Here is a 23,498-nt window from a genome sequence, read left to right on the forward strand (position 1 = left end):
CGGCGGGCGGGCCCGGTCACGGCTCGAACTTGTAGCCCAGGCCCCGGACGGTGACGATGAAGCGCGGCGCGGACGGCTCCGGCTCGATCTTCGAGCGCAGCCGCTTGACGTGCACGTCGAGGGTCTTCGTGTCGCCGACGTAGTCGGCGCCCCAGACCCGGTCGATGAGCTGGCCCCGGGTCAACACCCGGCCGGCGTTGCGCAGCAGCAGCTCCAGCAGCTCGAACTCCTTGAGCGGGAGCTGCACGGCGCCCCCGTCCACGGTGACCACGTGCCGCTCGATGTCCATCCGCACCGGGCCGGCCGCGAGGGTCGGCGCTCCCGACTCGGCCACGTCGGGGCTCTGCCGGCGCAGCACCGCCCGGATCCGGGCCACCAGCTCCCGGGGCGAGTACGGCTTCGTCACGTAGTCGTCGGCCCCGATCTCCAGGCCGACCACCTTGTCGATCTCGCTGTCCCGCGCGGTGACCATGATGATCGGCACGTGCGAGCGCTGGCGGAGCTGCCGGCACACCTCGGTGCCGGACATCTCGGGCAGCATGAGGTCGAGCAGCACGATGTCCGCGCCCGTCCGGTCGAACTCGGTGAGGGCGGACGGGCCGGTGGCCGCGACCGAGACCTCGAAGCCCTCCTTGCGGAGCATGTACGACAGGGCGTCGGAGAACGACTCCTCGTCCTCGACCACCAGAACGCGGCTCAACGGGGTATTCCTTTCATAGCGGTCGGACCTGCCGGAGCTCGGCCGGGCCGGCCTCGATCCCATCCGATTGCGGTGTCGGCAGCAGGTCGTCCGGTGGACGGGCGGGCAGCCGGAGGGTGAACGTCGACCCACCACCAAGAGTGCTCGACACCTCGACCCGGCCGCCATGGTTGCTGGCGATGTGTTTGACGATGGCCAGGCCGAGGCCGGTGCCGCCGGTGGCCCGGGAGCGGGCCTGGTCGGCCCGGTAGAACCGTTCGAAGATCCGCTCGACGTCCGTCGGGGCGATCCCGATGCCCTGGTCGGCGACGGAGATCGTGACGTGCTCGCCGTCGGCCCGGGTGGTGACCCGGACGGTGGTGTCCTCGCCGGAGTAGGTGATGCCGTTCTCGACGAGGTTCGCCACGGCCGTGGCGAGCTGGGTGTCGCTGCCGTACACGGTCAGGCCGCGCTCACCCTCGGTGGCCACCTCGATCCGTCGGGCGGCGGCGGTGGTGCGGGTACGGTCGATCACCTCGGCGATCACCCAGTCCAGGGCGACCGGTTCCGGGGCGGGCTGCGGCTCGGCCCCCTGGAGCCGGGTCAGCTCCAGCAGCTCCTGCACCAGCCGCCCGAGCCGGGTCGACTCGTGCTGGATGCGCTCGGCGAACCGGCGCGCGGCCACCAGGTCCTCGGAGAGGTCGGGGGCCGCCGCGCCGGCCGGCTCGGTGGCGTCCAGCAGCGCCTCGGCGAGCAGTTGCAGCGCGCCGATGGGCGTCTTCAGCTCGTGGCTGACGTTGGCCACGAAGTCCCGGCGGACCCGGGCCAGCCGGTGCGACTCGGTGACGTCGGCCGCCTCCACGGCCACGTGCCCGCCGCCGATGGCCATCGCGCGCAGGTGCACGCCGAGCGGGTCGGGGCCGGAGGCGTCGCGACCGCGCGGCAGGTCCAGCTCGATCTCGCGCCGCACGCCGGTGCGCCGGACCTGCCCCGCGAGGGTACGGATCAGCGGGTGCGCGGCGATCGAGCCGGGCGTGGGCCCGGTGCGCAGCAGCCCCATCGCGCGGGCCGCCGGGTTGACCAGGACCGGGACGTCGTCGGAGTCGAGCACCACGACGCCGGCCCGCAGCGAGTCCACCGTGCGGCGGCCCAGGCTGGAGAGGCCGGTCTGCTGCTCGTCGACCATCACGGGCCTCCCCCTGGTCCGGAACAGGCGGGCGGGACCGCCGCGCCCGGCGGCCGGGCCGCGGCGACGCCACGACCGGACGAGCCGAGGCAGCAGCGACCCGATGGCCAGCCCGGCCACCAGTGTCACGACCGCCGCCGCCGTCACCGCCCACTCCACCCGGCGATCGTAGGGTCATTGTTCATCTGGACATCGCCACAAACAGGATGAAACGCCCTCGCTTCCGGCGATGTTCACCCGTCGGTCCCGCGTCGTTCACCGGCGTTCACCTCCGGTCATCTCCCCCGGCCTACGGTTGTCGCGCACCCTGCCAGACCAGCGCCGACACCCGTACCCCCGGGCCGGCGACCACCGACCACAGGACGTGATGATGCGCGACGAGTTCCGGGCCGACCTCCAGATTGTCAGCCAGCTGCTGGTGGACATGGCAGAGGCCATCCGCGCGGCCATGCGCCAGGCCACCCGCGCCCTGCTCACCGCCGACCGCCAGGCCGCCGAGAACGTCATCGAGCGGGACGCCGAGATCGACGATCTCTACCGGCACGTCGAGGAGCGGGTCTGTGACCTGCTGGCCCGGCAGGCCCCCGTCGCGTCCGACCTGCGGGCCATGATCACCGCCCTGCACGTGGCCGCCGACCTGGAGCGGATGGGCGACCTGGCCGACCACGTGGCGAAGACCGCGCTGCGCCGGCACCCCTCGCCGGCCGTGCCGGCGGAGCTGCGGCCGGTCTTCGTCGACATGGCGTCGATCGCCGACCGGATGGCCGAGAAGATCGGCTCGGTGCTGGCCAAGCCCGACGCCGACCTCGCCGCCGAGCTGGACCGCGACGACGACGCCATGGACGACCTGCACAAGAGCCTGTTCGGGGTGCTGCTCGGCGACGACTGGCCGTACGGGGTAGAGACGGCGATCGACGCCACCCTGCTCGGCCGCTTCTACGAGCGGTTCGCCGACCACGCGGTCAACGCCGGCGAGCACGTCGTCTACCTGATCACCGGGGAGCCCGCCGCCGCGGCCGAGTGAGCGCCCCAGGCGTTAGGAAGGGCCCCTTGTTATCGCGAAAGCGATAACAAGGGGCCCTTCCTAACGGGTCAGCGGCCCTGGTTGGCGACCGCGGCGGCGGCCTCCTTGGCGGCGGCCGGGTCGAGGTACGTCCCGCCGAGGACCTGCGGACGCAGCTGCGGGTCCAGGTCGTAGCGCAGCGGGATGCCGGTCGGGATGTTGAGCTTCGCGATCGCCTCGTCGCTGATCTGGTCGAGGTGCTTGACCAGCGCGCGCAGCGAGTTGCCGTGCGCGGCCACCAGCACCGTCCGGCCCGCCAGGATGTCCGGCACGATCGAGTCGTACCAGTACGGCAGCATCCGCTCGACGACGTCCTTGAGGCACTCGGTGCGCGGCATCAGCTCGGTCGGCAGCAGCGCGTACCGGGGGTCGCCCACCTGCGACCACTCGTCGTCGTCGGCGATCGGCGGCGGCGGGGTGTCGTACGACCGACGCCAGAGCATGAACTGCTCCTCGCCGTACTCGTCGAGGGTCTGCTTCTTGTTCTTGCCCTGGAGGGCGCCGTAGTGGCGCTCGTTGAGCCGCCACGACCGGCGCACCGCGATCCAGTGCCGGTCGGCGGCGTTGAGCGCCAGCTCCGCGGTGCGGATCGCCCGGCGCATCACGCTGGTGTGCACCACGTCCGGCAGCAGGTCGTGCTCGCGCAGCAGCTCACCGCCGCGGCGCGCCTCCGCCTCGCCCTTGGCGGTCAGGTCGACGTCGACCCAGCCGGTGAAGAGGTTCTTCGCGTTCCAGTCGCTCTCGCCGTGCCGCAGCAGGACCAGCGTCCCGACGGTGGGCCCTTCGCTCGCAGTCATGCCGATCATCCTGCCGCACGCCGTCGACGGACACGCGGGGACCTGCGGTGACGACCACCACGTGGAAAAGCCGGTGACCGGCCTCCGGGCCCGCGACTAGGTTGTAAGGCGCTTGGGATACATCGGTCATTACCGGAAGCGGGGCGCGGGCGTGCGGGCGATGCGGGGCTGGTTGCGGGACACCACGGGCGGGCTGCCGAGGACCTTCTGGTACCTGTGGACGGGCACTCTGATCAACCGCCTCGGCTCGTTCGTCCTGATCTTCCTGGCCATCTACCTCACCCAGGAACGCGGCTTCGACGAGTTGGCCGCCGGCCTCGTGCTCGGCCTGTGGGGCGTCGGCGGCGCGGTCGGCACGACGCTGGGCGGGACGCTCGCCGACCGGTGGGGCCGGCGACCGACGCTGCTCACCGCCCACCTCGGCGCGGCGGGCATGATGCTCGTCCTCGGCCTCGCCGAGGAACTCTGGGCGGTGGCCGGCGGGGCGCTGCTGCTCGGCCTGTTCGCCGAGGCGGCCCGTCCGGCGTTCGGCGCGATGATGATCGACGTGGTTCCGGAGCGGGACCGGCTGCGCGCGTTCTCGCTCAACTACTGGGCGATCAACCTCGGCTTCGCCTGCGCGGCGATCCTCGCCGGCCTGGCCGCCGAGGCCAGCTACCTCCTGCTGTTCGTGATCGACGCGGCGACCACCCTGGCCACCGCCGTGATCATCTTCGTGAAGGTGGCCGAGACCCGCGCCCCGGCCCGCGCCGCCGCGCTCCCCGCCGGGGCCGCCCGCCCCCGGGGGGCGCTGCGCACCATCCTCGGCGACCGGGTCTACCTGGGCTTCGTGGCGCTCAACCTGCTCGGCGCGCTGGTCTTCCTCCAGCACATCTCGATGCTGCCGATCGCCATGGGCGACGACGGCCTGAGCCCGTCGACGTACGGCCTGGTGATCGCGCTCAACGGGGTGCTCATCGTGGCCGGGCAGCTCTTCGTGCCCCGGCTGATCCGCTTGCGCAGCCGCTCGCACGTGCTCGCCCTCGCCGCCGTGGTGATGGGCGTCGGGTTCGGGCTGACCGCGTTCGCCGACGCCGCCTGGTTCTACGCCCTCACCGTGCTCGTCTGGACCCTCGGCGAGATGCTCAACTCGCCGTCGAACTCCACCCTGATCGCGGAACTCTCCCCCGCCGACCTGCGCGGCCGGTACCAGGGCGTCTTCTCGCTGTCCTGGCAGGTCGCCGGGGCCAGCGCGCCGATCGTCGGCGGCCTGGTCCGGCAGCAGGCCGGCAACGCGGCGCTCTGGCTGGGCTGCGCGGCGGTCGGCGTCGTGGTGGCGGTCGCCCACCTGGCCTCCGGCCCGGCCCGGGAGCGGCGGGCCGCCGCGCTGCGCCCGCCGGCCGAGCCCGTCGGCGCGCCGGCCGGCCCCGCGAAACGTGGACAGCTGACGTCCGTCGTGAGCTGAGGCTGTCCAAGATCCGGGGGTACGGGAGCCGGCGCGACCGGGGCGACGCAAAGCGCCCACCTCGACCAGTGGTCGTGATGGGCGCCCGCATCGTGCCGGCGGCGGCGGGCGACACTCACCCCCGTAAGCGTCGCCCGCTCGCGCCGCCGGTTCCAACGGGTGGCGCCGTCCCCCAACGGCGGGATCCACCCGTTCCTGCGCCTGCGCTCGTGCACGGATCTGATCGATCCACCGCTCCCCCGAACGGTTCCGAGCGTGGCGCGTGCAATAAAGCTAGTTTCCCCTGGTTGTGGATTCAACCCGGAGCGGCTGTCTCGCCGGTCACAGGGTCACCGTCCGGAACGGCCCCCGCTCTCCGGGTCACCGCCGGCACACCCGACTACCCGTGCCCCGGCCCCGCAAACCCTCAGGCGTCCTCACGATCGGGCGACTCTGTGCGGAAGAAGTTGCTCGGCCGCCCGTTCCGCAGCTGCTCCTGGTAGATCAGGTTCAGCCGGCGGCCGTCGAAGGTCCGGAACCACTCGTCCCAGCTGATCTCCCGCACCCGGCTGCTCTCCCGGTACCCCGGCAGGTTGAACGTCAGCACCCCCGCCCGGCCGTTACGCTCCGTGCCCGCGATCGTGGCCGGGCGGGCGTTGCGCTCCCGCGCCCAGCGTTGGATCACCTCGTGGTTGGTGGTGACCAGGCTGCGCCCGGGACGCTCCGGCCGGTCCTGGAGCGAGGTGATCGGCTGCGAGGACCGCGCCGAGCGGGACGACGACCGGCCGGTCCGGATCGCCGACCGCTGGGCCCCGCCCTGGCCGGCCCGCGCCGGGGCGGCCTTCCTCGCCGGGGCGGCCCTGCGTGCCGAGGCCGCGGCCGGAGCCGCCTTGGCCCGGGTCGGGGCCGCCTTCGCCCGCGCCCGGGTCGGGGCTGCCTTCGCCCGCGCCGGAGCCGCCTTCGCCCGGGTCGGGGCCGCCTTGGCCCGCGCCGGGGCCGCCTTCGCCCGGCCCGGGGCCGCCTTCGCCCGCGCCGGGGCCGGAGCCGCCTTCGCCCGTGCCGGCGTCGCCTTCGCTCGGGCGGCGGCCGCGGTGCGCGTACCCCCGGCGGTCTTGGCCTTCGTGGCGCTGGCGCGGCCCGCGGGCCCGGTGCTGCGCCGCGCCGCGCCGCGGCCCTCGGCGCGCAGGGTGCGGGCCAGGGCCTTCACCAGCTCCGGCTTGCGCAGCACGGAGATCCCGGCGACGCCCCGACGGCGTAGCTGGCCACGGATGTCGTCCACCCGCATGCGGGAGATCTCCGACTCGGAGATCGTCGGGGTGTTCGGGGTCTGGTTGCCCGTCTGCCGTCTCGTCCTGGTCGCAGTCCCGCCGCGACCTGAGCTGTTCCGCTGAGCCATGGGATGCTCCGCTCCTCGACAGTCCGTCCTCGGCGCGCGGTGGATCCCTGTGCCGCACCGCGCGGTGCGGCATACCCGTCAGGACGGCTCCGAACCTCCCGACGCGGCCCTACCGGCGGGCGACGGCTCGAACAGGTGCGCGAACGCGGCCAGGTTGGCGGTGGACTCGCCGCGCTTGACCCGCCACTCCCACTCCCGCCGGATGGCGGTGCCGAAGCCGATCTCCAGCATCGTGTCGAACGACTCGTCGGCGTACGTCAGCACGCTGCCGAGCAGCCGGTCCAACTCGTCCCCGTCGACCCCCGCCAGGTTCACCCGGCCGGTCAGGTAGACGTCGCCGACCGCGTCGATGGAGAACGACACGGCGTACATCCGCGCGTTGCGCTGCAACAGCCAGGCCCACAGCTCCTCGCGCCGTTCGTCCGGCTGGCGCATCACGAACGCCTCGATCCGCAGCGCGTGCTCGCCGACGACGAGGTTGCAGATCGTCTTGAGCTTGTGGGTGCCGGGCAGGGTCACCGCGTACGACGCCTCGCCGGTGGACTCGACCGCCAGCTCCCGCTCGGCGCAGAACGACTCGATCAGGGCGGACACCTGGCTCCTCGCGCTCATCGGCCCCACTCTACGGCCGGTGGGTGAGAAGGGTGCCCTTCTATACCGTATGCGTTAACAGGGGGCCCTTCCTTGCTCACCAGGCGCAGGAGAGCGCCGGGTCCGCCGCGAGCCGGGCGGCGAGCCGTTGCCGGTGCTCGGCGATCGTCTCGCCGTAGACGGCGAGCAGGTTGCCGACGGTGCGGTCCCAGGAGAAGTTGCGGGCGTGCTGCTCGGCGCCCCGCCCCAGGGTCACCCGCCGCGCCCGGTCCGGCAGCAGCCCGGCCAGCGTACGGGCCCAGTCGACCGGGTCGTGGCTGGCGACGAGCACCCCGCTGACCTGGTCCCGCACGGCGGTCACCAGGCCGCCCACGGCGGCGGCCAGCACGGGCGTGCCGCACGCCTGCGCCTCCAGGGCGACGAGCCCGAACGACTCGTTGTGCGACGGCACCGCGACCAGGTCGGCGGCCCGGTACACGGCCGGCAGGTCGTCGCCGGTGCACGGCGGCAGGAAGCGCACCCGGTCGGCGATCCCGAGCGAGGCGGCCAGCTCGATCAGGGCGGTGGGCCGGTCCAGCCCGCTGCCGCTGGGGCCGCCGACGATCACCACGGTCAGCTCGTCGGCGAGGAGCGGGTCCCGCTCCCGCAGGGCGGCGGCGGCCCGGATCAGCACGTCGGGGGCCTTCAGCGGCTGGATCCGGCCGACGAAGGCGACCACGTACCCCCCGGTCGGCAGGCCGAGCCGGCGGCGGGCGGCGACCATGGCCGCGTGCCGGTCCCCGGCGGCGGGCCGGAACCGGTCCAGGTCGACGCCCGGCTCGACCACGGTGACCCGGGCCGGGTCGGCGTCGTACCGGTCGAGCAGGTCGCGGGCCTCCACCCGGGTGTTCGCGACCAGCCGGTCGGCCTCGGCGACGACCTGCTCCTCGCCGATGACCCGGGCCTTCGGCTCGGGGCGGTCCCCGGCGGCGAGCCGGTCGTTCTTGACCTTGGCCAGGGTGTGCGCGGTGTGCACCAGCGGCACCCCCCAGCGCTCCCGGGCCAGCCAGCCGACCTGCCCGGAGAGCCAGTAGTGCGAGTGGATCAGGTCGTAGTGGCCCGGCGGGCGGGCCGCCTCGGTGCGCAGCACCCCGGCCGTGAACGCGCAGAGCTGGCCGGGCAGCTCCTCCTTGGTCAGCCCCTCCAGGGGACCGGCGGTGACGTGCCGGACGTGCACGCCCGGGGCCATCTCGACCACCGGCGGCAGGTCGCCGGAGGTGGCCCGGGTGAAGATCTCCACCTCGACGTCGGCCTCGGCCAGCCGGCGGGCGACCTCCAGGATGTAGACGTTCATGCCGCCCGCGTCGCCCGTGCCGGGCTGGTGCAGGGGTGAGGTGTGCACCGACAGGGTGGCGATGCGCCGGGGGCGCGGCCACGGCTGGGTACCTCGCTGACGACCGACGCCGGTGTGCTGTTCCGCCACGTCCGCTCCCTCTGTCACGGTTGATGCCGTCCCGCACGACCGGCGCTCCTCGGACAACCCGCGCGCCGCGTGTCATCTTCCCCATCGGGCACCGGAAATGCGTCCCGGCGTCCCCCGGGCGTGACGGACCTCATCGGCCCGGGCCAGGGCCTCGGCCGCGCCGGACGTGGGGGCCGGCGTGACGGACCTCATTGGCGCGACCGGCCGGCCGGCGGCGCGCGCGGAGTCGCGGCGGGGTGAGAATGGCCCGATGACCTCTGTCGCGATCGTCACCGGGGCGTCCAGCGGGATCGGCGCGGCCACGGCCCGCCGGCTGGCCGCCGAGGGGTTCCACGTGCTGGCCGCCGCGCGGCGCGCCGACCGGCTGGCCGCGCTCGTCGCGGAGATCGAGGCGGCCGGCGGGTCGGCCACCGCCGTCGGGTGCGACGTCACGTCCGCGGAGTCGGTGGCGGGCCTCGCCGCCGCCGCGGCGGCGGCCCCCGGGCCGGTCACCCTCCTGGTCAACAACGCCGGCGGCGCGCGGGGGCTCGACCCGGTGGAGTCCGGGTCGGTGGGCGACTGGCAGTGGATGTACGACGTGAACGTGCTCGGCACCCTGCGGGTCACCCAGGCGCTGCTGCCCGCGTTGGAGGCGTCCGGGGCCGGCACGATCGTGATCGTCTCCTCGACCGCCGGCCACGTCGTCTACGAGGGCGGGGGCGGCTACAGCGCCGCGAAGCACGCGCAGACGGCGGTCGCCGGCACGCTGCGGCTGGAGCTGTGCGGCCGGCCCGTCCGGGTGATCGAGATCGACCCGGGGATGGTGCGGACAGACGAGTTCGCGCTGGTCCGCTTCGGCGGCGACGCCGACCGGGCCGAGGCGGTCTACGCCGGGGTGGCCGAGCCGCTGGTCGCCGAGGACGTCGCCGACTGCGTCGCCTGGTGCGCGACCCGCCCGCAGCACGTCAACGTCGACCGGCTCGTGGTCCGGCCGCTGGCCCAGGCCGCGCAGCACAAGGTGCACCGGGCGGGCTGATGGGGCCCCGGTCACGGGCGGAGGCGGCGGCCCGGCCGCAGGGGGCCGTCACCCGGGGCACGACCAACCCCAACCGGCTGCGCCGGGTCGACAACTGGATCGTCGAGACGTGCGGCGGCCGGCTGCGGGACGCGGCGGACCCGCTGGTGGTCGACCTCGGCTACGGCGCGAGCCCGGTCACCGCCGTGGAGCTGCGCGCCCGGCTGGCCGCCGGGGTCCGCGCCGACGTGCGGGTGGTCGGGCTGGAGATCGATCCGGTACGCGTCGCCGCCGCGCAGCCGGCCGCCGACCCGCCCCGGCTCACCTTCGCCCGGGGCGGGTTCGAGCTGGCCGGGCTGCGGCCCGCCCTGGTCCGGGCGTGCAACGTGCTCCGGCAGTACGACGAGGCCGAGGTCGACGCCGCCTGGCGTGCGGTCACCGGGCGGCTGGCCCCGGGCGGGTTGCTGGTCGAGGGCACCTGCGACGAGCTGGGCCGGCTCGGCGGCTGGCTGCTGATCGACGCGGAAGGCCCGCGCACGCTCACCCTGGCGGCGAAGCTCACCACGCTGGGCAGCCCCGCCGAGCTCGCCGAGCGGCTGCCGAAGGCGCTGATCCACCGCAACGTGCCGGGCGAGGCGATCCACGGCCTGCTGCGGGACCTGGACGACGCGTGGCGCTCCGCCGCCGCGTACGCGCCCTTCGGGCCCCGGCAGCGGTGGCTGCGCGCGGTGGGGGCGGTCCGCGACGCCGGCTGGCCGATCGTCGACGGGCCCCGCCGCTGGCGGCACGGCGAGCTGACCGTCGCCTGGTCCGCCGTCGCTCCCGCCTGAGCCGGCGTGCCCCCGGCCCCGCCGCGTCAGACGGCGCAGTTGACCAGGACCGGTTCCGGGTGCAGGGGCACGCCGAAGCGGGCGTGCACGCCGTCGCGGATGTCGCGGGCCAGGGCGATCAGGGCGGCCGTGCTGGCGGTGCCGCTGCGGTTGGTCAGGGCGAGGGTGTGCTTGCTGGAGATGGCCACCCCCTCCGGGCCGGGGTGGCCCTTGGCGAAGCCGGCCTTGTCGATCAGCCAGGCGGCGCTCACCTTCACCGTGCCGCCGGCCCCGGGCCAGTGCGGCGGCTCGCCGAGGTCGGCGGCCCGCCCGCGCAGCAGCTCGTACGCCTCGCCGTCGAGCACCGGGTTGGTGAAGAACGAGCCCACCGAGCGGGTGTCGGGGTCGGCGGCGTCGAGCACCATGCCCTTGCCGGCGCGCAGCCGCAGCACGGCGGCCCGGGCGTCGGCCAGCGGCACCGCGTCGCCCGGCTCGACGCCGAGCGCCCGGGCCAGCTCGGCGTAGCGGACGGGGCCGGACAGCGGGGAGCGGGCGAGCCGGAAGTCGACCGACAGCACCACCCACCGCTCGCTGTACTTGAAGATGCTCGACCGGTACGCGAAGCCGCAGTCGGCCGCCTCGACCCGGCCCAGGCTCTCGTCGGCGCGGTCGTACACCTGTACCCCGGTGATCGTCTCGGCGACTTCCTGGCCGTACGCGCCGACGTTCTGGATCGGGGTGGCGCCCGCCGACCCGGGAATGCCGGAAAGGCACTCCAGCCCGGACCAGCCGTTCGCGATCGTGGCGGCGACGAGGTCGTCCCACGGCTCGCCGGCCTCCACCCGCACGGTGACGGTGTCGGCGTCCTCGGCGACGACCCGCAGGCCCCGGGAGCGCACCAGCACGACGGTGCCGGGGAAGCCGGCGTCGCCGACGACCACGTTGCTGCCACCGGCGAGGATCAGGACCTCATCGTCCCGCAGGCGGGCCTGCTGCACCTTTTGTACGATCTCCTCGGCGCTGGCAGCGGTCTCGATCCGTCCGGCCGGGCCACCGAGGCACAGCGTGGTGTAGTGCGCCAACATGGTCGGGTCGGCGGCGCGGGTTTCGGTGGCCGGGTGGGCACTAACGTCTGACACGCCTTTCACCCTAGGCTGAGAGGGAGCCGCGGCACCCACTTGGTGGCGCGGTCGCCCGGGAGGATCGTGATGAGCAGACTGCACGGCACGAAGGACTTCTGGATCGGCGCGCTGCGGACCGAGGGTCCCGCGTTCGCCGCCGCCGTCGCCGAGGCTCCCCCCGAGACACCCGTGCTCTCCTGCCCCGGCTGGACGATCACCGACCTGACCGTGCACCTCGCCGAGGTCTACGGCTGGGTGAACGTCATCGTGACGACCGGGGGCACCACCCGGCCCGAGCGCCCGAGCGTCCCGGCCGCGCCGCCCGCCGGGACGTCCGCGGTGGAGTTCTGGCAGCAGGCGTACGACCGGCTGATGGCGACCTTCGACGGCCTGGACCCGGAGGCCCCGACGTGGAACTGGGCGCCGCAGCCGAAGAAGGCCGGCTTCTGGCCGCGCCGGATGGCGCACGAGACGTCGGTGCACCGCTGGGACGCCCAGCTCGCCATCGCCGCCGGTGAGCCGATCGAGGCCAAGCTCGCGGCCGACGGGGTGAGCGAGGTGCTGGACACCTGGCTGCCGGCGGGCCGGCGCACGGCCAAGGGCCAGTGGCACGGGGTGGTGCACCTGGCCGCGCCCGACGCGGGCCAGGACTGGTACCTGCGGCTGCGGGGCGAGGGCGTGGCGCTGCTGGACACCGACACCATCCTCGACCACGACGACCACCGCGCCCGGGTCGAGGTCACCGGCACGGCGAGCGACCTGCTGCTGGCGCTGATGGGCCGGGTCAGCTTCGACACCCTCGGGGTCCGGGGCGACCGGGCCCTCCTCGACGGCCTGCGCACCGGCTGACCCGTCCCTTTCCCGCCTGACGTGGCCCCCGGCGATGCCGGGGGCCACGTCTCGTGCTGCGTTAGGAAGGGGCCCCTGCTCTACCGAATGCGTTAACAGGGGGCCCTTCCTTTCGCCCCGGGAGCGCTCTATTGACATCCGCATGGACAGCGACCACTCTCTTGTGAGAGCGCTCTCTCGAAGGTTCCACCCCCGTCCCCACCACCACCCGCACGACCTGAGAGGGGTCCGAGAACAAGATGGGTGTCTTTCCACGCCGCCGCCTCGCGGCCGTGGCCCTCGTCGCGGCCACCGCACTGCTCACCACCGCCGGCTGCGGCGGGGACGAGTCCGCCGAGGGCGGGCCGGTCACGCTGACCGTCGACGTCTTCGGCCAGATGGGCTACCAGGAGCTCTACCAGGAGTACATGGCCGCCCACCCCGACGTGAAGATCGTCGAGCGGGGCACCGGCGGCAACCTCGACGAATACTCGCCCAAGCTCACCCAGTGGCTCGCCGCCGGGAAGGGCGCCGGCGACGTGGTCGCCATCGAGGAGGGCCTGCTCGTCGAGTACAAGGCCAACCCGCAGAACTTCGTCAACCTGCTCGACCACGGCGCGGCCGAGCTCAAGGGCAACTTCCTCGACTGGAAGTGGAACCAGGCGCTGACCGCCGACGGCAAGCAGCTCATCGGCCTCGGCACCGACGTCGGCGGCATGGCGATGTGCTACCGCAGCGACCTGTTCGCCAAGGCCGGGCTGCCGACCCAGCGCGACGAGGTGTCCAAGCTCTGGCCCACCTGGCAGGACTACATCGCCACCGGCGAGAAGTTCAAGGCGGCCAACACCGGCGCGGCGTTCCTGGACTCGGCCACCAACATCTTCAACACCATCGTGCTGCAGACCGCCGGCAACGCGCAGGGCTACCACTACTACGACACCGCCAACAACCTGGTGGTGGACAGCAACCCGGCCGTGCGGCAGGCGTGGGACACCACGATGGACATCCTCGACTCCGGCCTGTCCGGCAAGTACGGCTCCTGGTCGGAGGAGTGGGTCTCGGCGTTCAAGCAGGCGAAGTTCGCCACCATCGCCTGCCCGGCCTGGATGACCGGCGTCATCGAGGGCAACGCCGGCCCGGCCGCCAAGGGCAAGTGGGACATCGCCCAGGTGCCCGGCAGCGGCGGCAACTGGGGTGGCTCCTTCCTCGCCGTGCCCAAGCAGAGCAAGCACCAGGCCGAGGCGATCGAGCTGGCGAAGTTCCTGACCAGCGCCAAGGGGCAGATCGGGGCGTTCAAGGCCAAGGGCCCGCTGCCGTCCAACCCGCAGGCGCTGGACGACCCGGCCGTGGCCGACTCCAAGAACGCGTACTTCTCCGACGCCCCCGTCGGCAAGATCTTCGCGGCTGGCGCGAAGAGCCTCAAGCCCGTCTACATGGGCCCGAAGAACCAGGCCGTCCGCACGGAGGTGGAGAACGCCGTCCGCACCGTCGACCTCGGTCAGCGCAGCCCCGAGCAGGCGTGGACCGACGCGGTGAACAACGCCAAGAAGGCCGCCGCCAAGTAGGCCCGACGCGGACGCGCGGGCGGCGCTCCAGCACGTCGGGGCGCCGCCCGCGCCGCGCAGACGCGGAAAGGAGTGACCGGGCCAATGGCCGTCCAGCTCGACGCCCTGCCACCGGTGACACCTGCGGAGCGGAGCACCGCACGCCCGCCCCGGAAGTACCGGCTCAGCCGGCTCGACGAGAAGTACTCCCCCTACCTCTACATCGCCCCGTTCTTCCTGCTCTTCGGCGTGTTCGGGGCGTACCCGCTGGCGTACACGTTCTGGGTGTCGCTGCACGACTGGGACCTGCTCGCCGCGGAGCACCCGTTCGTCGGCGGGGAGAACTACGCCCGGCTGATGGCCGACCCCGACTTCTGGCACTCGGTGGTCAACACCCTCGGCATCTTCGTCATCTCGACCGTGCCGCAGTTGTTCGCCGCGCTCTGGCTGGCCAGCCTGCTCAACCGGCGGCTGCGGGCCCGGACCACCTGGCGGATGGCGGTGCTGGTGCCGAACGTCACCTCGACCGCCGCCGTGGCGATCGTCTTCGGGGTGCTGTTCGGCCGGCAGTTCGGCATGATCAACTGGCTGCTCGACCTGGTCGGCGTCGACGCGATCGACTGGAAGTCCAACCGGTTCGCCTCCTGGGTGGCCATCTCCGCCATGGTCGACTGGCGGTGGACCGGCTACAACGCGCTGATCTTCCTCGCCGCCATGCAGGCCATCCCCCGCGACCTCTACGAGTCGGCGGCGATCGACGGGGCCAGCCGGGCCCGGCAGTTCTGGAAGATCACCGTGCCGCTGCTCAAGCCGACGATCATCTTCGCGGTGATCGTGTCGACCATCGGCGGCCTCCAGCTCTTCACCGAGCCCCGGATGTTCCACTCCGGCACCAACCCGATCCGGGGCGGGCCGCTGCGCGAGTCGCAGACGATGACCATGTACATGTTCGAGAACGCCTTCGCGCCGCACTACAACTTCGGCTACGGCTCGGCGGTGGCCTGGCTGCTGTTCGCCCTGATCGCGATCGTCGCGGCGATCAACGTGGTGATCCTGCGCCGGCTCGGCGGCACCGACGGGCCGGCCCGGGTCCGCCGGCCCCGGAAGGAGCGCACCCGATGAACAAGCTCTGGTCCGCCGGCCGGCTCACGTACGCCGCCCTGGCCGTCTCCGCCCTGCTGTCGGTCTTCCCGATCTACTGGATGTTCGTGGTGGCCAGCCGCTCCAGCGACGCGATGGGCCAGATACCGCCGCCGGTCACCCCCGGCGGCAACCTGGGCGCGAACATCGCCCGGCTGTTCGACAACACCGACGCGTACTTCCTCACCGGTCTGATCAACTCGGCGATCGTGGCCGTCACGGTCACCGTGTCGGTGGTCTTCTTCTCCACGCTGGCCGGGTTCGCCTTCGCCAAGCTGCGGTTCCGGGGCCGCAACGGGCTGCTGCTGGTGATCATCGCGACGATGATGATCCCCACCCAGCTCGGGGTGATCCCGCTGTACCTGCTGATGACGAAGCTCAACTGGAACGACCGGCTGCCGGCCGTGATCGTGCCGGCGCTGGTCACCGGGTTCGGCGTGTTCATGATGCGCCAGTACGCCAGCCAGGCCGTCAGCACCGAGCTGATCGAGGCCGCCCGGATGGACGGCTGCGGCACCGCGCGGATCTACTGGAACGTGGTGCTGCCGGCGCTGCGCCCGGCCGCCGCCGTCCTCGGCCTGCTGACATTCATGACGACCTGGAACGACTTCCTCTGGCCGTACGCTGTGCTCAACGACCCGGAGAACCCGACGGTGCAGCTGTCCCTGCGGGCGCTGTCGGACGGCTACTACCAGGACATGTCGCAGGTCTTCACCGGCACGGCCATCGCAACTCTGCCACTTTTGCTGGTATTCGTCCTATTCGGCCGCCAGATCATCGGCGGAATCATGGAAGGTGCGGTCAAGGCGTGAGCACGAGCAGCGAGCTACGGTTCCCCGACAACTTCGTCTGGGGCGCGGCCACCGCGTCGTATCAGATCGAGGGCGCGGCCCGCGACGACGGTCGCGGCCCGTCGATCTGGGACACCTTCAGCCGGACGCCGGGCAAGGTCTTCGCCGGCCACACCGGCGACGTCGCGTGCGACCACTACCACCGGTACGCCGACGACGTGGCCCTGATGGCGGAGCTGGGGCTGAAGGCGTACCGGTTCTCGATCGCCTGGCCCCGGATCCAGCCCGACGGCACCGGGCCCGTCGAGCCGCGCGGGCTGGACTTCTACGACCGGCTCACCGACGCGCTGCTCGCCAACGGCATCGACCCGATCGTCACGCTCTACCACTGGGACCTGCCGCAGCCCCTCGAGGACCGGGGCGGCTGGACCAACCGGGAGACCGCCGAGCACTTCGCCACGTACGCGGCGGCCGTGCACGGCCGGCTCGGCGACCGCATCCGCACCTGGACCACGCTCAACGAGCCGTGGTGCTCGGCCTACCTCGGGTACGGCAACGGGGTGCACGCCCCCGGCGTGAGCGACGCGGGCGCGGCCTTCACCGCCGTACACCATCTGCTGTTGGGGCACGGCCTGGCGGTCCGGGCGCTGCGCGCGGGCGGCGCGGAGGCCGTCGGGATCACCCTGAACCCGGCGGCGGTGCAGCCGGCGGACCAGGACAGCGCGGCGGACGCGGCGGCGGTCCGGCTGGTCGACGGGTTGCAGAACCGGATCTTCCTGGACCCGCTGACCGGCGCCGGCTATCCCGCCGACGTGCTGGAGCACGTGTCCCGGATGGTCGACCCGGCGACGTTCCTGCGCGACGGCGACGAGAAGCTGATCGCCGCCCCGATCGACCTGCTCGGCATCAACTACTACTCACCGACCCACGTGGCCGGGCGGCCGGACGGGGCCGGCGGCAGCGCCTGGCCGGGCACCGAGGGGGCGGTGGAGTTCCTGCCGGCGACCGGGTCCGTGAGCGACATGGGCTGGGCGATCGAGCCCGCCGGGCTGGGCCGGCTGCTGGACCGGCTGGCCGCCGACTACCCGGGGCTGCCGCTGATGATCACCGAAAACGGCGGCGCGTTCCCCGACCGCACGACCGACTCCACCGGTCGGGTGGTCGACGCGGACCGGATCGCCTACCTCGACGGGCACCTTCGGGCCGTGCACGCGGCCATCGGCCGGGGGGTGGACCTGCGCGGCTATCTCGTATGGTCGTTGCTGGACAACTTCGAGTGGGCCGAGGGGTACCGCAAGCGGTTCGGGATCGTCCACGTCGACTACCTGACCCAGCGGCGCACGCCGAAGGCGAGCGCCCGGTGGTACCAGGAGGTGATCTCCCGGAACGGGCTGTGACGAGGTGGGGAGCGCTCCGATGACGACGGCCCAGCGGCCGACCCTGGAGGCGGTGGCCCGGCGGGCCGGCGTCTCCCGGGCGACCGTGTCGCGGGTGGTGAACGGCTCCACCACCGTCGCCGAGCCGATCCGGGAGGCGGTCCGTCAGGCCGTGGCCGAGCTGGGGTACGTGCCGAACCTGGCCGCCCGCAGCCTGGTCACCCAGCGGACCGACTCCATCGCCCTCGTGCTGCCCGAGGAGGCCACCCGGGTCTTCTCCGACGACCAGGTGTTCCCGAGCATCATCCGGGGCGTCGCGCAGGAGCTGGAGGCCGCCGACAAGCAGCTCGTGCTGATGCTCGCCGGCTCGCCGGCCGGGCACGCCCGGGTGGAACGGTTCACCACCGGGCGGCACGTCGACGGGGTCGTCTTCGCCTCGCTGCACGGGGCCGACCCGCTGCCGGCCCGGCTGGCCCGGCTCGGCATCCCCGTGGTGTGCAGCGGGCGGTTCCTCGGCGACGTCGGCGTGCCGTACGTCGACGTCGACCACGTCGGCGGGGTGACCCGGGCCGTGCGGCACCTGCTCGACTCGGGGCGGCGGCGCATCGCCACCATCGCCGGGCCGCAGGACATGTTCGCCGGGGTGGAACGCCTCGCCGGCTACCGGGCGGCAATCGCCGAGGCGGGGCTGCCGGAGCGCGTCGCGTACGGCGACTTCACCCGGGAGTCGGGGGCGGCGGCGATGCGGCAGCTCCTCGCCGCCCACCCCGACACCGACGCCGTCTTCGCCGCGTCCGACCTGATGGCGCACGCCGCCATGCGGACGCTGCGCGAGGCGGGGCGGCGGGTGCCCGCCGACGTGGCGATGATCGGGTTCGACGACATCGAGACGGCCGCGTACACGGACCCGCCGCTGACCACCGTGCGGCAGCCGATCGTCGACCTGGGCCGGGAGGCGACCCGTCAGCTCCTGCGGATGGCGGCCGGCGAGGACGTCGAGCCGGCCCTCGTGCTGCCCACGGAGCTGGTCCTGCGGGCCTCGGCGTAAGGAGGGGCCCCTTGTTAACGCATACGGTAGAGAGGGGTTCCCTTCTCACCACCTGCGGCGGGGCGTGGATGCGGCGGGGCGGTTATCGCGTGGCGGGGCGTCGGCCGGCCGGCTAGCGTCGCGCGGGTGAGCGATGCCGTGGCGCTGGTGCGCGTGTCCGAACTCTCCGACGTCGCCGAGTACGCGTACGCGGCGACCGTCGCCCCGCCCGCCCGGCTGGTGTTCGCCGCCGGCGCCTGCCCGCTGGACGCCGACGGGCGTACGGTCGCGCCGGGCGACCCGGCGGCGCAGGCCCGGCAGGTGATGGCCAACCTGGAGGTCGCGCTCGCCGCCGCCGGGGCGCGGCTCGCCGACGTCGTCAAGACCACGGTGTACGTGGCGTCGACCAGGCGGGCCGACCTGGTGGCCGCGTGGGAGGTGGTCCGGGACGCGTTCGGCGACCACGAGCCGCCGAGCACCCTGCTCGGGGTGACCGTGCTCGGCTACGACGACCAGCTCGTCGAGGTGGAGGCGGTCGCCGCCGTCCGGGAGCCCGGCCGGTAGCGGTCAGCCGGCCGGCAACGGTCAGTCGTCCGGCACCGGTCAACCACCCGGCAACGGTCAGTTCTCCGGCGACGGTCAGTTCTCCGGCAACGGTCCGGGCGACGGCGGCGCGGACGCCGGGCAGACCGCCGTGAGCGCGAAGGAACCGGCGTCCCCGGCGATCGCCGCCGAGCCGCCCGTCAGGGTCCAGCCGGCGGGCAGGCGCAGCCACGCCGCGCCGACGCCGGCGTCGTCGACGGTCAGCGCGCCGCCCTCGGTGGGCACGGTCAGGGCGACCCGTTCCCGGTTCGGGGCGACGAACTCGGGCGTCACCGCGACGAACCGGGCCCCGACCCCGCCGGCCGGCAGGCCGAACACCCACACGTCCTCGTCGGGATACGGCCCGCCGCCCAGGCCCGCGGCGCAGGCCGGCTCGCGCCCGGCCGCCCGGACCGGCGCGTCGGCCGGGTCCAGCCGGATCGTCGTACGTGGACCGGGCGCTGGCGCGGGCGGCGCCGGTGGCCCGGGCGGGCGTCCGGTGAACGGGTCGGGCCGGACCTCGCGCCGGGGCAGGTCCGGGGCCAGGCCCGCGGCCCCGAGCACCGCCATGCAGGCCGTTGTCACCGAGACCGCGAACCTCCACCGGGCAGCTTCCACGCGACGCACTCCCAAAGCCTTGCACCTTTTGTCCGGTTCAGCATAGGCGCGTGGTGCAAGGAGGGGCCCCTTGTTAACGCATACGGTAGAGAGGGGTTCCCTTCTCACCGACTACGGCGGGGCGTAAACGCGTGGTGGGAGGGCCGGTGGGCGCGCTAGCGTCGCGCGGGTGAGCGATCCCGTGGTGCCGGTGCGCGTCGCCCGGCCGGACGACGCCCCCGACGTGGTGGCCCTGCGGGCGCTCGTCCACCCGTACGTCGTGCGGGGCGTGGCCTCCACCCGGAAGATGATCGCCGAGCCGTCGCCCGGCGAGGACTGGACGGCCTTCGTGGTTGAGGTCGACCGCACCGTGGTCGGCTGGGTGTCGGCCCACCGCGAGGGCCGGACGTCCGAGGACGGGTTCGGCTGCGTCTCGCTGCTGCACGTCCACCCCGACCACCGTGGGCGCGGCTACGGCTCCGCGCTGCTGACCGCCGCGCTCGGCCACCTGGCCCCGCTCGGGATCCGCCGGGTGCGCGCCTGGGCGCTGGACGACGCGCTGCCGTTCGCCCGCCGGCACGGCTTCGCCCCGGGCCGGGAGCTGCGCTACTCGGCGCTGGAGCTGCGGTCCGTGCCGCCGCTGCCGCCCGCCGCCCCCGGCGTACCCCTGTCGGCGCTGGCCGACGTCGGGCCCGAGCAGCTGTACCGGGCGGTGTGCGCGGCGGCGGCCGACGAACCGGGCGACGTGCCGGTGGACGCGATGAGCTACCAGAGCTTCCGGTACGAGATCTGGGACAACCTCGGGCTGGACCGGCAGGCCAGCACGGTGGCCATGACCGACGGGGCGGTGGTCGCGTTCAGCCTCGTCAAGCGGGACGGCGACCGGATGTGGTCGGACTACACCGGCACCGTGCCGCAGCATCGGGGACGAGGGCTGGCCCGACTGGTGAAGACGACCGCGCTGCACCGGGCCGCCGCATCGGGGGTACGCGTCGCGTACACCTCGAACGACGCGGCGAACGGGCCGATGCTGGCGATCAACCGAGGGCTGGGCTACCGGCCGGTGACCAGCCAGTGGTCCTGCCTCCGCGAGCTGGGCTGACGGTCGGCCTCCACCTCACCGTTCCTCGACCGGGCGGCTCGGCCGCTCGATGGGCTGGCCCATCGCACGGCGGGTGAGCAGGGTCGCGCCGGCCACCGCGGCCGGCATGACCAGCACCGCGCCGAGCGGGATCAGGAAGCACACGAAGACGGCCACCCCGAAGCCCAGCGTCGTCGGCCGGTCGGCCTTGAGCAGCGTCCGCCGGTCGGGCAGCCGCATCCCGCGCCGGTAGAACGGCGCCCCCGCCAGCTCCAGCGCGAGGAACCAGCCGCCGACCGCCGCCCCGATCACCGGCACGACGGTCTGGCCGACCACCGGGATGAAGCCGGCCGCGAAGAGCGGGATCCCGACGAGCACGGAGATCGCCACCAGCCGCAGCGAGTCGACGATGCTGCGGCGCAGCGACGCCCAGAACGGCACCTCCACCGCGCCGGGCGTACCGCCGAGGCGCTCCTCGACCCGCTCGGAGATCTTCTCGTAGAACGGGTCGCCGATGGCCAGGGTCACGGCGGTGAAGGTGAGCACCGCGAGCAGCCCGCCGACGCCGAGGAACGCCAGGCCGGCGACGACCCGGACGAGGCTGCGGGCGGTGCGGGACCAGTCGTCGGCGAACGGGGTGACCAGCGCGGCGAGGTCGTCCACGAAGTAGACGAGGGTGGCGAAGGCGGCCACGAAGAGGGCTCCGGAGATCAGCGCCGGCACGATGCCGAGCAGCATCAGGCCGGGGCTGCGGACATAGAGGCCGATGCCGCGCAGGAGCAGCCCGACACCGGAGAGGAAGCGGCCGACGGCGCCGGTCACCGGCGCGGTGATGCTGCTGGGTACGTTCACGACCGCTGAGCCTAACGGCGGCCGTCCCGCCCGGCCCGCCGAGCAACGCGGGGCGGGGCGAGAAGGGTTCCCTTCTCTACCGCAGGCGTTAACAGGGGGCCCTTCCTTACACAATGGTGGGGTGCGGGCCTCACGGTTGATCTCGGTGCTGCTGCTGCTTCAGGCGCGGGGGGCGATGACGGCGGCCGAGCTGGCCCGCGAGCTGGAGGTCTCCGAGCGGACCGTGTACCGGGACGTGCTGGCGCTGTCGGCCGCCGGGGTGCCCGTCTACGCCGACCGGGGCCGGGCCGGCGGCTACCGGCTGCTCGGCGGGTACCGCACCCGGCTGACCGGGCTCACCCGGGACGAGGCGGAGGCGCTGTTCCTCGCCGGGCTGCCCGGGCCGGCGGGCGACATGGGGCTGGCCGACGCGGTCGCCTCGGCCGAGCTGAAGGTGCTGGCCGCGCTGCCGCCCGCGCTGCGCGACGCGCCCGCCCGCGCCGGTCAGCGGTTCCACCTGGACGTGCCGGGCTGGTTCCGCGACGCGTCCCCGCCGCCCCGGCTGGCCGAGCTGGCCCGCGCGGTGTGGGACGACCGGGTCGTCGAGCTGCGCTACCGGCGCGGCGACGGCGAGGTCGTCCGGCGGGTCGAGCCGTACGGGCTCGTCCTCAAGAGCGGGACCTGGTATCTGGTCGCCCGCGTCGGCGACGGCACGCGCACGTACCGGGTCGACCGGGTGGTCGACGTGGCACCGGGCGGGGCCACGTTCGACCGCGACGAGGGCTTCGACCTCGGCGGATACTGGCGCGAGCAGGCCGAGGCGTTCCTGCGGAGCATGCAGCGGACCCGGGTCCGCGTCCGGCTGAGCCCCGCCGGCCTGCGCGAGCTCCGCAGCGCCCCGGAGGCCCCCTTCGGGTACGCGGAGGCGACGGCCGCCGCCGGTGCGCCCGACGGCGACGGCTGGGTGGTCACCTGGCTGCCGATCGAGTCCGTCGACGTGGCGTACCACCTGGCGCTGCGGCTCGGGCCGGAGGTGGAGGTGCTCGATCCGCCGGAGCTGCGGGGGCGGGTGGCCGCTGCCGCCGCCCGGCTCGCCGCGCTGTACGACGGGCCGGGCGGCGGACGGGAGGGTCACCGGCAGACGGGCGACGGTCAGCGGTAGTCGGCGGTCAGCGGTAGTCGGCGGCGTCGGCCTGCTTGCCGCCGTGCACCACCTCGTCGAGGTAGCGGAAGGCGTCCGGTCGGCTGCCGTCGAGGTCGGTGAAGCCGTACACCCGGGCCAGCTCGCCGCTGGAGGTCGACCTGCCGTTCCAGCGGGCCCGGTCGGGGTCGGCGGCCAGCGCGGCGACGGCCCGCCCGACGAACGCCGGGGTCTCCGAGATGAGGAAGTGCGGGTCCGTCGCCGCGCCGTCGCGCCAGGTGGCCTCGGTGACGCCGAAGTGCTCGAGCATGGACTCGGAGCGGATCCAGCCGGGGGTGAGCGCGACGGCGGTGCCGCCGTGCGGCTCCAGCTCGTGCGCCTGGGTGAAGGCGAGCCGGTTCACGCAGGTCTTGGCCAGGTCGTAGAAGACCGACAGCCGGTAGTGGGCGTCGTTGTACTCCCGGGTCCCGTCGCCGATCTCCACCACCAGCCCGCCGGGGCGGCGGATCAGCAGCGGCAGGGCGAAGTGGCTGGTGATGACGTGGGTGTCGACCGCGAGCCGCAGGGTGCGGAAGCCTGCGTCGAGCGGCTGTTCCCAGACCGGCTTCTCCCAGGTGATCAGGGCGTCGGCGCCCCAGACGTCGTTGACCAGCACGTCGAGCCGGCCCTGCTCGGCGTCGATCCGGGCGACCAGGTCGCGCACCTGCTCGGGCACGAGGTGGTCGACCCGGGCGGCGATGCCGGTGCCGCCGGCGGCGGTGACCAGCTCGGCGGTCTCCTCGATGGTCTCGGGCCGGCCCAGCTCGGAGCGGCCGGCGGTGCGGCTGCTGCGCCCGGTGGCGTACACCGTCGCCCCGGCCGCGCCGAGTTGGATCGCGATCTGCCGGCCGGCGCCCCGGGTCGCCCCGGCGACGAGCGCGACCCTCCCGGTCAGGGGTTTCGTTGTCATGCGTCGACCCTGACAGCCATACCTGACAGCCGAAGTCCGGTTTCGCGAACCGGTGTCCCGCGTCATGATCGACGTCGACCGGATCGGGGT

23 protein-coding genes are annotated in these 23,498 nt (G+C 73.8%); 13 read left to right on the forward strand and 10 right to left on the reverse strand.

Annotated features, from left to right (window positions below; all coding sequences use genetic code 11):
• Positions 1-16 precede the first annotated feature (16 nt).
• Together ACFYWL_RS01995 and ACFYWL_RS02000 are read right to left on the reverse strand one after the other, a co-directional pair.
• Positions 17-700 (reverse strand): response regulator, encoded by a 684-nt coding sequence (locus tag ACFYWL_RS01995; RefSeq protein ID WP_386966009.1) that lies wholly within the window; start codon positions 698-700, stop codon positions 17-19.
• Positions 701-713: 13 nt separating this feature from the next.
• Positions 714-2,024 carry a sensor histidine kinase gene (locus tag ACFYWL_RS02000; protein ID WP_386966012.1) on the reverse strand — a complete coding sequence of 437 codons (1,311 nt, stop codon included), beginning with the start codon at positions 2,022-2,024 and terminating at the stop codon, positions 714-716.
• A 211-nt stretch (positions 2,025-2,235) separates the two neighbouring features.
• Between ACFYWL_RS02000 and phoU the strand changes: the two genes are divergently transcribed.
• Entirely contained in the window at positions 2,236-2,889 is a 654-nt protein-coding gene (gene phoU, locus ACFYWL_RS02005; protein ID WP_386966015.1) for a phosphate signaling complex protein PhoU, read from the forward strand.
• Between the two features lie 68 nt (positions 2,890-2,957).
• On the opposite strand, the gene ACFYWL_RS02010 is transcribed toward phoU, so the two are convergent.
• Positions 2,958-3,725, reverse strand: a complete 768-nt coding sequence (locus ACFYWL_RS02010; protein WP_043965291.1) for a phosphoglyceromutase — start codon at positions 3,723-3,725, stop codon at positions 2,958-2,960.
• A 151-nt stretch (positions 3,726-3,876) separates the two neighbouring features.
• Between ACFYWL_RS02010 and ACFYWL_RS02015 the strand changes: the two genes are divergently transcribed.
• Entirely contained in the window at positions 3,877-5,169 is a 1,293-nt protein-coding gene (locus tag ACFYWL_RS02015) for an MDR family MFS transporter (RefSeq protein WP_386966717.1), read from the forward strand.
• A gap of 406 nt (positions 5,170-5,575) precedes the next feature.
• On the opposite strand, the gene ACFYWL_RS02020 is transcribed toward ACFYWL_RS02015, so the two are convergent.
• From ACFYWL_RS02020 to mshA, 3 genes are all read right to left on the reverse strand, one after another.
• The gene (locus tag ACFYWL_RS02020; protein WP_386966720.1) at positions 5,576-6,433 is read right to left on the reverse strand and encodes a hypothetical protein; all 858 of its coding nucleotides are present in this window, start codon (positions 6,431-6,433) and stop codon (positions 5,576-5,578) included.
• A gap of 189 nt (positions 6,434-6,622) precedes the next feature.
• Positions 6,623-7,156 (reverse strand): YbjN domain-containing protein, encoded by a 534-nt coding sequence (locus tag ACFYWL_RS02025; protein ID WP_386966018.1) that lies wholly within the window; start codon positions 7,154-7,156, stop codon positions 6,623-6,625.
• Between the two features lie 76 nt (positions 7,157-7,232).
• A complete protein-coding gene (gene mshA / locus ACFYWL_RS02030; protein ID WP_386966020.1) occupies positions 7,233-8,597 on the reverse strand; it encodes a D-inositol-3-phosphate glycosyltransferase in 1,365 nt (454 codons plus the stop codon).
• 250 nt (positions 8,598-8,847) lie between these two features.
• Here mshA and ACFYWL_RS02035 point away from each other — a divergent pair, with 250 nt between their 5' ends.
• Positions 8,848-9,612, forward strand: a complete 765-nt coding sequence (locus tag ACFYWL_RS02035; RefSeq protein ID WP_386966023.1) for an SDR family NAD(P)-dependent oxidoreductase — start codon at positions 8,848-8,850, stop codon at positions 9,610-9,612.
• Positions 9,612-10,421, forward strand: coding sequence for a class I SAM-dependent methyltransferase (locus tag ACFYWL_RS02040; protein WP_386966026.1), 810 nt, complete (start codon positions 9,612-9,614; stop codon positions 10,419-10,421). The genes ACFYWL_RS02035 and ACFYWL_RS02040 overlap by 1 nt, the downstream gene beginning before the upstream one ends.
• Before the next feature lie 26 nt (positions 10,422-10,447).
• On the opposite strand, the gene ACFYWL_RS02045 is transcribed toward ACFYWL_RS02040, so the two are convergent.
• Positions 10,448-11,539: a UDP-N-acetylmuramate dehydrogenase gene (locus ACFYWL_RS02045; protein ID WP_386966029.1), complete on the reverse strand. Its 1,092-nt coding sequence runs from the start codon at positions 11,537-11,539 to the stop codon at positions 10,448-10,450.
• Positions 11,540-11,608: 69 nt separating this feature from the next.
• On the opposite strand from ACFYWL_RS02045, the gene ACFYWL_RS02050 reads away from it, so the two are divergent.
• The 7 genes from ACFYWL_RS02050 (at position 11,609) to ACFYWL_RS02080 (ending at position 18,791) form a co-directional block, all read left to right on the forward strand.
• The gene (locus ACFYWL_RS02050) at positions 11,609-12,370 is read left to right on the forward strand and encodes a maleylpyruvate isomerase family mycothiol-dependent enzyme (protein WP_386966032.1); all 762 of its coding nucleotides are present in this window, start codon (positions 11,609-11,611) and stop codon (positions 12,368-12,370) included.
• A 239-nt stretch (positions 12,371-12,609) separates the two neighbouring features.
• Entirely contained in the window at positions 12,610-13,914 is a 1,305-nt protein-coding gene (locus ACFYWL_RS02055; RefSeq protein ID WP_386966034.1) for an extracellular solute-binding protein, read from the forward strand.
• Between the two features lie 84 nt (positions 13,915-13,998).
• Positions 13,999-15,015: a carbohydrate ABC transporter permease gene (locus tag ACFYWL_RS02060; protein ID WP_386966038.1), complete on the forward strand. Its 1,017-nt coding sequence runs from the start codon at positions 13,999-14,001 to the stop codon at positions 15,013-15,015.
• The gene (locus tag ACFYWL_RS02065) at positions 15,012-15,845 is read left to right on the forward strand and encodes a carbohydrate ABC transporter permease (RefSeq protein ID WP_043965268.1); all 834 of its coding nucleotides are present in this window, start codon (positions 15,012-15,014) and stop codon (positions 15,843-15,845) included. Before ACFYWL_RS02060 ends, ACFYWL_RS02065 begins: the two co-directional genes overlap by 4 nt.
• Complete coding sequence (locus tag ACFYWL_RS02070) at positions 15,842-17,221, forward strand: GH1 family beta-glucosidase (RefSeq protein ID WP_386966042.1); 1,380 nt, start codon at positions 15,842-15,844, stop codon at positions 17,219-17,221. Before ACFYWL_RS02065 ends, ACFYWL_RS02070 begins: the two co-directional genes overlap by 4 nt.
• Positions 17,222-17,240: 19 nt before the next feature.
• The gene (locus tag ACFYWL_RS02075; RefSeq protein ID WP_386966045.1) at positions 17,241-18,248 is read left to right on the forward strand and encodes a LacI family DNA-binding transcriptional regulator; all 1,008 of its coding nucleotides are present in this window, start codon (positions 17,241-17,243) and stop codon (positions 18,246-18,248) included.
• Positions 18,249-18,374: 126 nt separating this feature from the next.
• Entirely contained in the window at positions 18,375-18,791 is a 417-nt protein-coding gene (locus ACFYWL_RS02080) for a RidA family protein (RefSeq protein WP_386966048.1), read from the forward strand.
• A gap of 75 nt (positions 18,792-18,866) precedes the next feature.
• Here ACFYWL_RS02080 and ACFYWL_RS02085 read toward each other — a convergent pair whose 3' ends face one another.
• On the reverse strand, positions 18,867-19,394 hold the full coding sequence (locus ACFYWL_RS02085; RefSeq protein WP_386966050.1) for a hypothetical protein: 528 nt from the start codon (positions 19,392-19,394) through the stop codon (positions 18,867-18,869).
• A gap of 217 nt (positions 19,395-19,611) precedes the next feature.
• Between ACFYWL_RS02085 and ACFYWL_RS02090 the strand changes: the two genes are divergently transcribed.
• Positions 19,612-20,508, forward strand: a complete 897-nt coding sequence (locus ACFYWL_RS02090) for a GNAT family N-acetyltransferase (RefSeq protein ID WP_386966723.1) — start codon at positions 19,612-19,614, stop codon at positions 20,506-20,508.
• A 15-nt stretch (positions 20,509-20,523) separates the two neighbouring features.
• Here ACFYWL_RS02090 and ACFYWL_RS02095 read toward each other — a convergent pair whose 3' ends face one another.
• Positions 20,524-21,339 (reverse strand): EI24 domain-containing protein, encoded by an 816-nt coding sequence (locus tag ACFYWL_RS02095; RefSeq protein WP_386966052.1) that lies wholly within the window; start codon positions 21,337-21,339, stop codon positions 20,524-20,526.
• Between the two features lie 121 nt (positions 21,340-21,460).
• On the opposite strand from ACFYWL_RS02095, the gene ACFYWL_RS02100 reads away from it, so the two are divergent.
• The gene (locus ACFYWL_RS02100; RefSeq protein WP_386966055.1) at positions 21,461-22,480 is read left to right on the forward strand and encodes a helix-turn-helix transcriptional regulator; all 1,020 of its coding nucleotides are present in this window, start codon (positions 21,461-21,463) and stop codon (positions 22,478-22,480) included.
• A 7-nt stretch (positions 22,481-22,487) separates the two neighbouring features.
• On the opposite strand, the gene ACFYWL_RS02105 is transcribed toward ACFYWL_RS02100, so the two are convergent.
• Positions 22,488-23,408: an SDR family oxidoreductase gene (locus ACFYWL_RS02105; RefSeq protein WP_386966058.1), complete on the reverse strand. Its 921-nt coding sequence runs from the start codon at positions 23,406-23,408 to the stop codon at positions 22,488-22,490.
• Positions 23,409-23,498 lie beyond the last annotated feature (90 nt).

The organism is Micromonospora sp. NPDC002575 (genome assembly GCF_042889525.1).
Classification (GTDB): Bacteria; Actinomycetota; Actinomycetes; order Mycobacteriales; family Micromonosporaceae; genus Micromonospora; species Micromonospora carbonacea.

Excerpts from the sequence above, each read along its gene's own strand:
- ACFYWL_RS02020 (WP_386966720.1), bottom strand. The coding sequence starts at position 6,433 with ATGCGGGTGGACGACATCCGTGGCCAGCTACGCCGTCGGGGCGTCGCC.
- ACFYWL_RS02025 (WP_386966018.1), bottom strand. The coding sequence starts at position 7,156 with ATGAGCGCGAGGAGCCAGGTGTCCGCCCTGATCGAGTCGTTCTGCGCC.
- ACFYWL_RS02060 (WP_386966038.1), top strand. The coding sequence starts at position 13,999 with ATGGCCGTCCAGCTCGACGCCCTGCCACCGGTGACACCTGCGGAGCGG.
- ACFYWL_RS02010 (WP_043965291.1), bottom strand. The coding sequence starts at position 3,725 with ATGACTGCGAGCGAAGGGCCCACCGTCGGGACGCTGGTCCTGCTGCGG.
- ACFYWL_RS02055 (WP_386966034.1), top strand. The coding sequence starts at position 12,610 with ATGGGTGTCTTTCCACGCCGCCGCCTCGCGGCCGTGGCCCTCGTCGCG.
- ACFYWL_RS02075 (WP_386966045.1), top strand. The coding sequence starts at position 17,241 with ATGACGACGGCCCAGCGGCCGACCCTGGAGGCGGTGGCCCGGCGGGCC.
- ACFYWL_RS02040 (WP_386966026.1), top strand. The coding sequence starts at position 9,612 with ATGGGGCCCCGGTCACGGGCGGAGGCGGCGGCCCGGCCGCAGGGGGCC.
- ACFYWL_RS02105 (WP_386966058.1), bottom strand. The coding sequence starts at position 23,408 with ATGACAACGAAACCCCTGACCGGGAGGGTCGCGCTCGTCGCCGGGGCG.
- ACFYWL_RS02065 (WP_043965268.1), top strand. The coding sequence starts at position 15,012 with ATGAACAAGCTCTGGTCCGCCGGCCGGCTCACGTACGCCGCCCTGGCC.
- phoU (WP_386966015.1), top strand. The coding sequence starts at position 2,236 with ATGCGCGACGAGTTCCGGGCCGACCTCCAGATTGTCAGCCAGCTGCTG.
- ACFYWL_RS02035 (WP_386966023.1), top strand. The coding sequence starts at position 8,848 with ATGACCTCTGTCGCGATCGTCACCGGGGCGTCCAGCGGGATCGGCGCG.
- ACFYWL_RS02050 (WP_386966032.1), top strand. The coding sequence starts at position 11,609 with ATGAGCAGACTGCACGGCACGAAGGACTTCTGGATCGGCGCGCTGCGG.